Source organism: Pseudoalteromonas sp. SG45-2 (genome assembly GCF_014164115.1).
GTDB lineage: Bacteria > Pseudomonadota > Gammaproteobacteria > Enterobacterales > Alteromonadaceae > Pseudoalteromonas > Pseudoalteromonas distincta.
Genome location: NZ_JACJEO010000005.1, coordinates 119,928 through 132,097, shown reverse-complemented (window position 1 = coordinate 132,097; position 12,170 = coordinate 119,928). Strand labels below are relative to the sequence as shown.

Genomic DNA, 12,170 nt, shown 5'->3' with positions numbered 1-12,170 from the left:
CCACAGTTGGTAGAATACGCCGGCTTAATCGTTTTGGCTGAATTAGTGATCGGCTAAGACACCTTTTAAATTTAATTTTTGGAGTTACTATGTCACTAAGCAATCAAGAAAAAATCGATATCATTGCTAAATTTGCACGTGCAGAAGGCGATACAGGTTCATCAGAAGTACAAGTAGCATTACTTACTTATGATATCAACAAGCTTCAAGGTCACTTTGCTGATCACAAGCATGACTTCCACTCACGTCGTGGTCTGCTTCGTAAAGTAAGCACTCGCCGTAAACTACTTGATTACCTTAAAGGTAAAGATATCACTAGTTATACTGCACTAATCAAAGAACTTGGCCTACGTCGTTAAGAACTAGATTATAGAAATGGGAGCTTTTTAGCTCCTTTTTTTGTGCCTAAAATTTGTGTTTGAAAATAAAACAAATTTATAAACTTATTGAATTATATTGTAAAACTCCTATTTCATAGCTTATCAAGCATCGTTGTATTTACCCACTCATTAGCCCAGCTTAAATCTAGTAGCTAGTGTGTGTTGACCTTTCGTGATTAATTTTGCAGCTGTATGTTTGGTCTTTAGGCAAGGCAGCGCCTATGTAGTGTGGTTATTCCCCATAAATAGGCGATAACGCAGCATAAATGCCAAACATGCGCTGCCCTGCGGGTTCATCCTAGGGGCGATTAACTCTTTGTTGCTCGATTTTTACTTAGCCCACTAGGTTACAAATCTCGCGCCGTGATTAAATCGCCCCTAGATTGAACAAATTTCAATCCACAAAGATCAACACACCCTAGACTCGCATTTTGAAGTAGCTTTGGTATATACTATGCGCGTAGGTAAAAAGGTTTATCTGCAATTATTCACATCATTGCCAATTGTAGTACTTAATTGATTTCCAACTGAATACAATTATGTACTGTAATTGGTACTTTGATGACAACTTATTAGAATACATTTAAGGAATATTTTAAGTGCAAGCAATTATTAAAGAATTCAAACTAGGTCAACATACAGTGACTCTAGAAACTGGTGCAATCGCTCGTCAAGCAGACGGCGCTGTACTTGCAAGCATTGGCGACACTTCAGTTTTAGTAACTGTTGTTGGTAAGCGTGAAGCACAACCTGGTCAAGACTTTTTCCCACTAACAGTTAACTACCAAGAGCGTATGTACGCTGCTGGTCGTATCCCTGGTGGTTTCTTAAAGCGTGAAGGTCGTCCTAACGATGGCGAAACTCTTATTGCACGTCTTATTGACCGTCCAATTCGTCCACTTTTCCCAAGCGGCTTTGTAAACGAAGTACAAGTTATTGCTACTGTTGTTTCTGTTAACCCTGAAATCCAACCTGATATGGTTGCGATGATTGGTACTTCAGCAGCACTTGCTATCTCTGGTATCCCATTCAGTGGTCCAATTGGTGCATCTCGTGTTGGTTACATCAACGGCGAATACGTACTTAACCCTACATTAAAAGAGCTTGAAGAAAGCCAACTTGATTTAGTGGTAGCCGGTACTGATAAAGCGGTACTTATGGTTGAATCAGAAGCTAACGTACTTGCAGAAGACGTAATGCTTGGCGCTGTTGTATATGGTCATGAGCAATCTCAAGCGATCATTACTGCAATCGAAGAATTTAAAGCGCAAGCAGGCAAGCCTACTTGGGATTGGACTGCACCTGAGAAAGATGTTGCACTAGAAGATAAAGTAGCAACTATTGCTGCTGAAAAAGTAGGCGCAGCTTACTTAATCACTGATAAAGTAGCGCGTAAAGAAGCTCTTGGTGAAGCTAAAGATGAAGTTGTTGCAGTATTAACAGCTGAACTTGCTGAAGGCGAGTCTTTAGACAAGCAAGAAATTGGCAAAATCTTCGGTTCACTTGAGAAGAAAATCGTTCGTGGCCGTATAGCTGCTGGCGAAAAACGTATCGATGGTCGTGAACCAGATATGATTCGTGCACTAGACGTAATGACTGGCGTATTACCGCGTACTCACGGTTCTGCTATCTTTACACGTGGTGAAACTCAAGCGTTAGTAACAGCGACACTTGGTACAGAACGTGATTCACAGTTAATCGACGATTTAACTGGTACTCATAAAAACCACTTTATGCTTAACTACAACTTCCCTCCATTCTGTGTAGGTGAAACTGGTTTTGTTGGTTCTCCTAAGCGTCGTGAAATCGGCCATGGTAACCTTGCTAAGCGTGGTATTTCAGCTGTAATGCCTACACTTACTGAGTTCCCTTACTCAATCCGTGTAGTATCTGAAATTACTGAATCAAACGGTTCTTCTTCAATGGCGTCTGTTTGTGGTACTTCTCTAGCACTTATGAACGCGGGTGTACCAATTAAAGCATCTGTTGCCGGTATTGCGATGGGTCTAGTTAAAGAAGACGATAAATTCGTTGTTCTTTCTGACATCTTAGGTGATGAAGATCACTTAGGTGACATGGACTTTAAAGTTGCCGGTACTGCTGCAGGTATTACTGCACTTCAAATGGATATCAAAATCGAAGGTATCACTCAAGAAATCATGCAAATTGCGCTTAAACAAGCAAAAGCTGCACGTTTACATATCTTAGAAGTGATGGATGAAGCGATTTCTGCTCCTTCTGAAGAGCTATCAATGTTTGCTCCTCGCATATACACAATGAAAATCCCACAGAAGAAAATCGCTGAAGTTATTGGTAAAGGTGGCGCAACTATTCGTCAGCTTACTGAAGAAACTGGTACAACGATTGAAATCGGTGACGACGGTACAATTAAAATTGCCGCTACAGATGGCGAAAGTGCAGCTAATGCAATTAGCCGTATTGAGCAATTAACAGCTGAACTTGAAGTAGGTACTATCTACGAAGGTAAAGTTGTACGTATCGTAGACTTCGGTGCGTTTGTAAACATTCTTCCTGGTAAAGATGGTCTAGTACACATTTCTCAAATTAGTACTGAGCGCGTTAATAACGTGGCTGATCACCTTTCTGAAGGTCAAGAAGTTAAAGTTAAAGTACTAGAAGTAGATCGTCAAGGCCGTGTACGTCTAAGTATTAAAGAAGCAATGGAATCAGCAGCACCTGCAGCTGACGCGCCAACTGACGCGTAATTGCTAACTTATTAATCTAGTTATATTAGCTAGATAGTAAAAAAGGGGCTGTTTAGCCCCTTTTTTTATGCTTTAATGAAACCTTATTGGACAAGGTCTGTCTTATATTAATCGCGATATATCTTGGTATTAAGGATTTTAATGATACTCAAACATTTAGCTTTGGCATCTTTTGCTATTTTGTCTTTAAGCGCTTGCCAAACTACAACAGAATCAGAACCAACCCCGATTGTTAATGTGCCATTTACTGCACCTTTAGCTTCTGACTTTAGAAGTGAAATTGCTATTGCACGCTACTCAGAGCTATTAAATAGAGCCGACTTAAGCGAAGAACAACAAGCTAAGCTTTATTACGACCGTGGTGTACTTTTTGATAGTCTAGGTATGACAACTCTTTCGCGTATTGATTTTAATCGCGCAGTAAAGCTTAAGCCTGATTTAGCTGAAGTGTATAATTTTTTAGGTATTCAACATACGCTTATGCAGCAGTATGAAAAAGCCTATGAGTTTTTCGATTCTGCCCTAGAACTTGATGAAGAGCATGAATACGCCTATTTAAATCGTGGTATCGCACTGTATTACGGCGACAGAGCAGGCCTTGCTAAAAATGATTTTAATGAATTTTTAGCTCGCTCTCCAAAAGATCCGTACCGAGTTTTATGGGTTTATTTAGCACAAGCACAAGAGGATAAAGCCGTTGCGCTTGATGCACTTAAACAAAATGCCACTGCGCTTGATGAATCACAATGGGCGTACCAGTTAATTTCTCTTTATACGGGGGATATGAGTGAACATGCATTTTTATCTGGCATTAGTGATGGTGTTAGAACTGAGCAAGAATATGCGCAGCGTTTATGCGAAGCTTATTTTTATTTAGCTAAAATGCATCAAGCAGCAGGTGAGCTGTATTTAGCATCAGACTACTTTAGGCTTGCGCTAGCAACTAATGTACACGAGTTTATTGAGTACAAATATGCGCGTTTAGAGCTTGAGTTGATGCAAGGTGTTGACGCAAGTTAAGCGTTTTAAATTAATAGGTGTATTACTATGTTGTTTGTTAATTACAGGCTCGAGTAATCACCTAGGCGCTATTGGCTTTTGGCATGTTTTAAACGCAAAAGCTAATGTGCTACAAAGTTATTGGAAATCACCCGGTTATTTTTCTGATCATTTAGAGCAGTTACCAAATACCTCTTTAGCTATACTTGCCCGCAGTAAAATTTCTTCAGCCCAATATATGTATTCTCTTAAGCTTATTAAAAACAGTCAGAGCGATACTGCAAAACAATTTTGGCTCAGAGCATTAAATGACTTAACAATCCCAGAGCGTAAAATATTAGCAGCAAAGTTACTTGAGCACTCACGTTGGAGCGATTTAAAGTTACTCGCTAGTAAAAACAAATTACCAGCAGGGGATGTGCTAAATCATCTAAAACTTCAGTTAAAAACACCACAGAGTAAAGTATCTAGTGAGTTTATCCACGCCCTTGGTTTTTCATCTTTAATAAATATAAGCAAACCTAATAAGCAATGTATGTTTAACGTGCTGGCTATGAGCGATCATCGTAGAGGCTTATATAAACTCACCGAGTTTATTAATGCTTATAATAAACAACCAGAGCCTCGTGAAAATATTTTTTGCTTTTCAAAACCAGTTTACGTTGCAGGTATGCTTGAGTGTAAAAGTAGCATTAATCAAATAGCAAAGTGTGACTGGCAATCAGCTAAACTCAATAACCAGCTTCCTAACAATTTTGATTTTATAGTAATGATGCCAAAAGATGGAACGGCTAATGTTACTAAAGGAACAATGCTAATAAACTCAAAAGCAAAATACAGTGTGTTTTTGCATGAGTTGATGCATTTTAACGGTTTTGAAGATGAATATGCGCTACCTAAAGCTAAACAAGCATGGTTGTGTGCAAAAACGGGTTTTGTGGCACCTAATTTATTTATCTCTCATGATGAGTCGCCCCCAATAGGCTGGCATAAAGCAAAGAGTTGCCAGATAGGTGGTGTTGCATATAAACCTAGTGAAAATTGGTCTATTATGCAATATCAGCAGTTAGGGCTCTCGGCGCAGTATAGAGAGATTTGGTTGAAGCATTTAGATATGACCAATGGTAATTCTTATCGCCACTCCAGCGCGCTTACATTTGCAAATAAGGCCATATTAAATTAACAATTATCAGTATTAATTAATTGTTTTTGTAGGCTTAATAAATTGTTAGTGCATGTTTAAAAAACACCCATACAGAACCGCTTTTTATAGACAAAATCAGTGTTTTTCAGTATAACTATAGTCATTAATGTCGTTTAAAAACAGGCAGTAAAAGCATCCCTTAGTATTAAAAAGAGATGCCCTGATAAACTTATGATTATAAAAGGCCCTACATTATGACTTTGCTCTGGATACCCTTGTTATCCTTAATTGGCAGTGTTATTTCTGCATGCACAGGTAAGTTATCCCGCAATTTAAGCACTAGTTTAACGGCTCTTGCGCCTTTAACGGCTTTGGGAATAACTTTATACCATGCACCTGCAGTTTTAGCGGGCGAAACCATTCGTTACTCTTTCGCTTGGATCCCGTCAATAGGGCTCGACCTATCTCTGCGGTTAGACGGCCTCAGTTTATTGTTTATGTTTATGATTTTAGGCATAGGCTTGCTCGTTATTCTCTACACGCGTTACTACCTCAGTGCCAACGACTCAATGGCTAAGTTATATAGTTATTTAATGCTGTTTATGACCGCAATGCTTGGCATTGTTATGTCTAACAATGTTATTCAGCTGTGGTTGTTTTGGGAATTAACGAGCATCAGCTCATTTTTATTAATTAGTTTTTGGTGGCATAAGTCTGAAGCGCGAAAGGGTGCTCGTATGGCTCTTGCTGTAACAGGCGCGGGCGGCTTAGCGTTACTTGCAGGCTTAATGCTATTAGGTGATATTGTTGGTAGTTATGACCTAGATGTTATCCTAGCGAGTAAAGCGATAATTCAATCTCACGATTTATACGAAGTAGCATTAGTATTGGTGCTATTGGGTGCGTTTACTAAATCGGCACAATTTCCCTTTCATTTTTGGCTTCCTCATGCAATGGCAGCGCCTACGCCAGTGAGCGCGTATTTACATTCTGCAACCATGGTAAAAGCCGGTATATTTTTATTAGCACGTTTTCATCCTGCTTTAGCTGGCACCGATACGTGGTTCTTACTTGTTGGGTTAACAGGTTTAGCTACGCTGTTGTTTGGTGCTTACATAGCATTATTCAAACACGATTTAAAAGGATTGTTAGCTTACTCAACAATAAGCCATTTGGGTTTAATAACGCTATTACTCGGGCTTGATACTGAGCTTGCGACTGTTGCTGCTATATTTCATATAATTAACCATGCAACGTTTAAAGCGTCGTTATTTATGGCCGTTGGTATTATCGATCATGAAACAGGCACGCGCGATATGCGTAAATTAAATGGTATGTGGCGATACTTACCATACACTGCAACGCTTGCAATGGTCGCGGCGGCTGCTATGGCAGGGGTTCCATTACTTAATGGTTTCTTGTCTAAAGAGATGTTTTTCGCAGAAACGCTGCATCAGCAAGTGCTTGGTTCTATGTCGTGGTTAATTCCAGTACTGGCAACGGTTGCAGGCGCATTAGCTGTTGCGTACTCCGCACGCTTTATTCATGACGTGTTCTTTAATGGTGAGCCAATCGATTTACCTCGCACGCCGCACGAACCGCCACGTTATATGCGTGTACCAATAGAAATATTAGTTGTGATTTGTTTACTAGTGGGTATGTTCCCACACTTTACAATTGATGGCATTTTATCTGCGGCGTCTTTAGCTGTACTTGGAAAAGAAATGCCAGTTTACGAATTGGCTATTTGGCACGGGTTTAACTTGCCTCTATTAATGAGTGCAATGGCGATTGCTGGCGGTTTATTTATTTATATTAATCGTAAATATCTATTTCAGTTTCAAGCGTCATTACCACCTTTAAATGCTAAAAAAACCTTTGAACGTGTAATTTTAAGTGTTGTTGCTTGGTGTCAGTCAAAGGTAAGCAGTATCGAAAATGGATCGCTGCAGCGCTACCTAGTAATTATGTTAGCGGTAGTCTTACTGTGTGCCGGTTGGCCATTATTTGAAATGCAACAACTTGCTGGCAGCATGCCACTTACCCCTGTTGATGTGCACAATGCAATTGGTGCGGGCTTATTGATTATTGGTGCTCTTGCTACCGTTATTTGGCATCGCTCTCGAATGGTATCGTTGTTAATGCTCTCAATCGTAGGGTTAATGGTATCGGTTGTGTTCACACGTTTTTCTGCTCCAGATTTAGCGCTTACACAGTTAACTGTTGAGGTTGTTACTATTATTTTACTTATGCTGGCATTGTTTTTCTTGCCCCAGCATACGCCAAAAGAATCAAGTTCATTACGTGTACTTCGAGATTTAGGAATTGCCTCTACTTTAGGTGTAGTTATAGCGAGTATCTGTTATGCATTACTTACACGTCCATTAGATTCAATCTCAGACTTCTTTATTGCTAACGCTAAAATTGGTGGCGGTGGTACTAATGTAGTTAACGTTATTTTAGTCGACTTTAGGGGCTTTGATACGCTTGGTGAAATTACCGTATTAGGCATTGCCGCATTAGGTATATTTAAAGTACTTTCTCGAATCCCATTATTTATGCCAGCAAGTGACAGCGAAGGGCGCCCATGGGCACGAGAGCGCCATCCAATCTTACTGGCGAGTATTTCACAAAGTTTATTACCGCTTGCGTTATTGGTTTCTGCATATATTTTCTTACGTGGACATAACTTACCTGGCGGTGGCTTTATTGCTGGACTGGTAACGTCAATCGCGTTTATTTTGCAATACATGGCGCATGGTACAGCATGGATAAACGGACGTTTTGATGTTAATTATCGTAAAATCATAGCTTCAGGCATTGGTATTTCACTGTTCACTGGTGTGGGTAGCTGGTTCTTTGATAAGCCATTTTTAACAACTTGGTTTGACTACTTTGATATTCCGTTTGTCGGTAAAACAGAGCTTGCCAGCGCGATTGCATTTGACCTAGGTGTTTACTTAACGGTTGTAGGCGCTACGCTAATGATTTTGGCAAGCTTAGGTAATATGACGGCAGATACCCAGAAAAAAGAGGTAAATATTTAATGGAATTATTGTACGCATCTTGCGTTGGAGTATTGGTCAGTTGCGGTGTGTTTTTACTGCTAAGAGCTCGTACGTTTCCTGTAGTACTTGGGCTTACTATGATTTCATATGCTGTTAACTTATTTTTGTTTTCAGCAGGTCGTCTTACTATTAATAAAGCGGTAGTGCTTGGTACTGGTACAGAATACGCCGATCCTCTACCTCAAGCTTTAGTGCTTACAGCTATTGTTATTGGTTTTGCGATGACCGCATTCGTGGTTATTTTGGCAATACGTGGACGCGCCGATTTAGGTAGCGACCATGTTGATGGTTATGTGCCCAACACCTCTGCAGATAATAAGGAGCAAAAATGATCCAACATTTAGCTTCGCTCCCTATTTTATTACCTATGCTGACGGCTGTTATTTTATTGCTGCCACCATGTGGTAAAAGCGTTAAAATTCGCCGCTTAGTTTCAATTGTAATGGCAATAGCTACTTTTGCCATTAGTGTGCTTTTACTTGTACATGTTAATAATACAGGTATTAACGTTTACGCTATTGGTAATTGGTCTGCACCATTTGGAATAGTCTTAGTAGCCGATATGTTGTCTACCTTATTGGTTACGTTAACTTCATTTTTAGGTTTGGGCGCTATTTTATATGGTAGTGCTGGCGATGATGAAAAAGGCAGCTTTTATCACCCACTTGTTCACTTTTTGATATTAGGTGTAAATGGCGCGTTTTTAACTGGCGATTTATTTAACCTATTTGTATTTTTTGAAGTGCTACTGATTGCATCTTATGCATTGTTAATGCACGCAGGTGATAAACAAAATACTCGCGCGGCATTGCAATATGTAATATTGAATTTAGTTGGCTCAAGCGTATTTTTAATTGGTTTGGGTATTTTGTACGGTGTGCTTGGTACGCTTAATATTGCAGACATGACGCAAAAGGTATCACTACTTACAGGTGATGATGTATATCTAGCAAAAGCAGGCGGCTTACTGCTATTAATAGTATTTGCTTTAAAAGGCGCACTATTACCTCTGCATTTATGGCTTCCAAATACTTACGCAAGTGCTAAACCTGTGGTTGCTGCATTGTTTGCGATTATGACTAAAGTAGGCGTTTACGCTATGCTTCGTGTTTATACGGTGATATTTGGTGAACAAGCCGGAGCGCTTGAACACATGGCGCAGCCTTGGCTTTGGGGCTTAGCAATTGCGACCATTATAGTAGGTGCAATTGGTGTGATGGCAGCACAAGACTTACGTAAACTCACCTCTAACTTAGTATTAGTATCGGTAGGTACGCTGGTTGCGCTAATAGCATTGCAAAATGTAAATGCCACTGCTGCACTTTTATATTATTTAGTGCATTCAACACTTGTTAGTGCCGCACTATTTTTACTAGCAGACTTAGTTTCAATCCAGCGCGGTAAAGTTGGCGATAGGCTAGTAGCAGGTCGCTCTGTAAAACAGCCATTTTTATTAGGTGTGTGCTTTATTATTGCGTCTTTAACGGTAGTTGGTATGCCACCACTGTCAGGCTTTGTAGGTAAAATTTGGATACTTAAAGCGACATTAAACAGTGAGCAAGCTTTACTATTTTGGCCAGTATATTTAGTAACAAGTTTTGCGTTGTTAGTAGCGCTTTCGCGCGCTGGCACAACTTTGTTCTGGGAGCATAGAAGCAAAAGTAGCGAAAATGCCGATTGTGCAAGTGCACACCCGTTGCAGGTAACTGTAATTATAGCTTTACTTGCATGTTCGCCATTGCTAGTTATTTTGGGCGGACCAATAAGTGAATATATGCTAAATGCTGCTACTCAGTTACATGATCTAAGCGGCGGTATTAATGCTGTACTTAAAGGAGGCATGTGATGAGATTACAAGCCCGTTTTCGTTGGTTACCAACGCCATTTCGTAGCTTATTTTTGTTTATGGTTTGGTTATTGTTAAACAATAGCGTATCGGTAGGGCACTTAGTATTAGCGACTATTTTTGCGATACTTATCCCTATATTGAGTTTTTCGTTTCGAGACCCTCAGCCACTGATTTTAAAGCCAGGCTTGGCGCTTAAGCAGTTACTTATAGTGCTGTACGATATTGTTGTTGCAAATTTACAAGTGGCTTTACTTATACTTGGACCATCAAAAAAATTGCGTCCGGCCTTTATAAAAGTTCCTATAGATTTAACACACGACATGCCAATTACTATATTGGCTAGTTGTGTATCGCTTACACCTGGTACTGTGAGTGCAGAGGTTTATCCAATTGCTGAGTCGTTACCTGAAGGTGAAGAGCCAACGCAACGCTACTTACTGATACATGTGCTTGATCTTAAAGATGAAGAAGCACTTATCAAACAAATAAAACAACGCTACGAAGCTCCACTAAAGGAGATATTTCAATGTTAGATACTGTATTACTCATTGTTTTTTCGATGATTGGCTTATCATTATTGCTTAATTTATGGCGATTGATCATCGGTCCGTCAGTGCCTGACCGTGTTTTAGCGCTAGATACTATGTACATTAACGTCATCGCACTGATTATTTTATACAGCATTAGTATGGATACAGGGCTTTATTTTGAAGCTGCACTGCTCATTGCCATGCTCGGCTTTATAAGTACGGTTGCAGTGTGTAAGTATTTACTACGTGGCGATATAATTGAATAAGGTGAAAACATGATCAGCGAATGGGTTGTATCAATATTATTGTTATTTGGTGGTACGTTTATTTTAATTGGCTCAATAGGTTTAATTAAACTACCTGACTTTTTTATGCGTTTGCATGGACCAACTAAAGCAACCACGTTAGGCATGGCGAGTATGTTAATTGCGGCTATGGTTTATTTTGCAAGTTCAGAGCATGGCCTAAGTGTTAAAGAAATACTCATTACTATATTTTTACTAATTACAGCACCGATTAGTGGTTACATGCTAATAAAGTCAGCTATTCATCATAAGCTAAAAGCCAAAGAAGGCACTAAAGGCCTAGATAATGTAGAAGACGACTAACGCAAAAAGTAATTTATAAAAGGCCGAATAAATTCATTTTATTCGGCCTTTTTAATGATTGCTTGTACCCTTTACAATACAAACTATTCATGTGACTATAAATTCATTATTTATATGAAAGGATATTATTATGGGTAAGGTACTACTTTTATCATTGCTAATTTTTTCTAGTAGTTTATATGCTGAACAAAATACTAAGCAGCAAAAAATAGATGAACTCATTAATGTAATGAATTTAGATTCAATGGTTGATTCTATGTACGGCCAGGTTGAAGGTATGATGAAAGGCATGTCAGACCAAATGGGTGTTAAGCCTTCTGAGCAAGCAATTTTTGATAAATACTACAGCGACATGACGACGGTATTAAAAACCGAAATGAGCTGGGCTAAAATGCAGCCAATGATGGTCAATGTATACGACAAGCATTTTAGTGAGCAAGAGATTGCCGATATGTTAGCGTTTTATAAAACAGATACAGGGCAAAAAATACTTGAAAAAATGCCTGTTGTAATGCAAGAGTCTATGCAAATGTCACAAAGCTTAATGAAAGATGCTATGCCTAAAATACAAACTTTAGCGCAGCAACTAAGCGACGAATTAGAGCAAAGCCGTAGCGAATCAAACTAGGGCAGCGCATGTTTGGTATTTATGCTGCGTTATCGCCTATTTATGGGGGATAACCACACTACATAGGCTCTGCCTTGCCTAAAGACCAAACAGTCTGCATAAATTAAATCACCAATGATTAACACTCCCTTAGATTAATACGCGCCTTACTTAGGCGCTTCTTTGCTAAATTACGCCCCCTTCAGATAATACACGGCCAATATCAGCTTAAGTTAATTATGTTTGTGTCACTATACCA

The 12,170-nt window shown here is 39.4% G+C and carries 11 protein-coding genes; all 11 read left to right on the top strand.

Features of this window, described 5'->3' with window-relative positions; translation table 11 throughout:
* Positions 1-89 precede the first annotated feature (89 nt).
* The 11 genes from rpsO (at position 90) to H5116_RS04860 (ending at position 11,932) form a co-directional block, all read left to right on the top strand.
* Positions 90-359, top strand: a complete 270-nt coding sequence (rpsO, locus tag H5116_RS04910; protein ID WP_002958490.1) for a 30S ribosomal protein S15 — start codon at positions 90-92, stop codon at positions 357-359.
* A gap of 620 nt (positions 360-979) precedes the next feature.
* Positions 980-3,106 (top strand): polyribonucleotide nucleotidyltransferase, encoded by a 2,127-nt coding sequence (gene pnp / locus H5116_RS04905; RefSeq protein WP_182715660.1) that lies wholly within the window; start codon positions 980-982, stop codon positions 3,104-3,106.
* Positions 3,107-3,247: 141 nt separating this feature from the next.
* The gene (gene nlpI, locus H5116_RS04900) at positions 3,248-4,126 is read left to right on the top strand and encodes a lipoprotein NlpI (RefSeq protein ID WP_002958493.1); all 879 of its coding nucleotides are present in this window, start codon (positions 3,248-3,250) and stop codon (positions 4,124-4,126) included.
* A complete protein-coding gene (locus H5116_RS04895) occupies positions 4,113-5,288 on the top strand; it encodes a hypothetical protein (protein WP_182715689.1) in 1,176 nt (391 codons plus the stop codon). Before nlpI ends, H5116_RS04895 begins: the two co-directional genes overlap by 14 nt.
* Before the next feature lie 215 nt (positions 5,289-5,503).
* Positions 5,504-8,296, top strand: coding sequence for a monovalent cation/H+ antiporter subunit A (locus tag H5116_RS04890; RefSeq protein ID WP_024603510.1), 2,793 nt, complete (start codon positions 5,504-5,506; stop codon positions 8,294-8,296).
* Complete coding sequence (locus H5116_RS04885; protein ID WP_010554685.1) at positions 8,296-8,649, top strand: Na+/H+ antiporter subunit C; 354 nt, start codon at positions 8,296-8,298, stop codon at positions 8,647-8,649. Before H5116_RS04890 ends, H5116_RS04885 begins: the two co-directional genes overlap by 1 nt.
* Positions 8,646-10,163 carry a monovalent cation/H+ antiporter subunit D gene (locus H5116_RS04880; protein ID WP_024595965.1) on the top strand — a complete coding sequence of 506 codons (1,518 nt, stop codon included), beginning with the start codon at positions 8,646-8,648 and terminating at the stop codon, positions 10,161-10,163. The genes H5116_RS04885 and H5116_RS04880 overlap by 4 nt, the downstream gene beginning before the upstream one ends.
* Entirely contained in the window at positions 10,163-10,699 is a 537-nt protein-coding gene (locus H5116_RS04875; protein WP_002958499.1) for a Na+/H+ antiporter subunit E, read from the top strand. The genes H5116_RS04880 and H5116_RS04875 overlap by 1 nt, the downstream gene beginning before the upstream one ends.
* A complete protein-coding gene (locus tag H5116_RS04870; protein ID WP_007378493.1) occupies positions 10,693-10,962 on the top strand; it encodes a K+/H+ antiporter subunit F in 270 nt (89 codons plus the stop codon). The genes H5116_RS04875 and H5116_RS04870 overlap by 7 nt, the downstream gene beginning before the upstream one ends.
* Positions 10,963-10,971: 9 nt before the next feature.
* Positions 10,972-11,304 (top strand): Na+/H+ antiporter subunit G, encoded by a 333-nt coding sequence (locus tag H5116_RS04865; protein ID WP_002958501.1) that lies wholly within the window; start codon positions 10,972-10,974, stop codon positions 11,302-11,304.
* Positions 11,305-11,434: 130 nt separating this feature from the next.
* Positions 11,435-11,932: a DUF2059 domain-containing protein gene (locus H5116_RS04860; protein WP_182715659.1), complete on the top strand. Its 498-nt coding sequence runs from the start codon at positions 11,435-11,437 to the stop codon at positions 11,930-11,932.
* The last annotated feature ends 238 nt before the right edge of the window (positions 11,933-12,170 follow it).

Bases quoted from the DNA above. Each gene is read 5' to 3' on its own strand.
- rpsO (WP_002958490.1), top strand. From the start codon at position 90: ATGTCACTAAGCAATCAAGAAAAAATCGATATCATTGCTAAATTTGCA.
- nlpI (WP_002958493.1), top strand. From the start codon at position 3,248: ATGATACTCAAACATTTAGCTTTGGCATCTTTTGCTATTTTGTCTTTA.
- H5116_RS04890 (WP_024603510.1), top strand. From the start codon at position 5,504: ATGACTTTGCTCTGGATACCCTTGTTATCCTTAATTGGCAGTGTTATT.
- H5116_RS04885 (WP_010554685.1), top strand. From the start codon at position 8,296: ATGGAATTATTGTACGCATCTTGCGTTGGAGTATTGGTCAGTTGCGGT.
- H5116_RS04880 (WP_024595965.1), top strand. From the start codon at position 8,646: ATGATCCAACATTTAGCTTCGCTCCCTATTTTATTACCTATGCTGACG.
- H5116_RS04875 (WP_002958499.1), top strand. From the start codon at position 10,163: ATGAGATTACAAGCCCGTTTTCGTTGGTTACCAACGCCATTTCGTAGC.
- H5116_RS04870 (WP_007378493.1), top strand. From the start codon at position 10,693: ATGTTAGATACTGTATTACTCATTGTTTTTTCGATGATTGGCTTATCA.
- H5116_RS04865 (WP_002958501.1), top strand. From the start codon at position 10,972: ATGATCAGCGAATGGGTTGTATCAATATTATTGTTATTTGGTGGTACG.
- H5116_RS04860 (WP_182715659.1), top strand. From the start codon at position 11,435: ATGGGTAAGGTACTACTTTTATCATTGCTAATTTTTTCTAGTAGTTTA.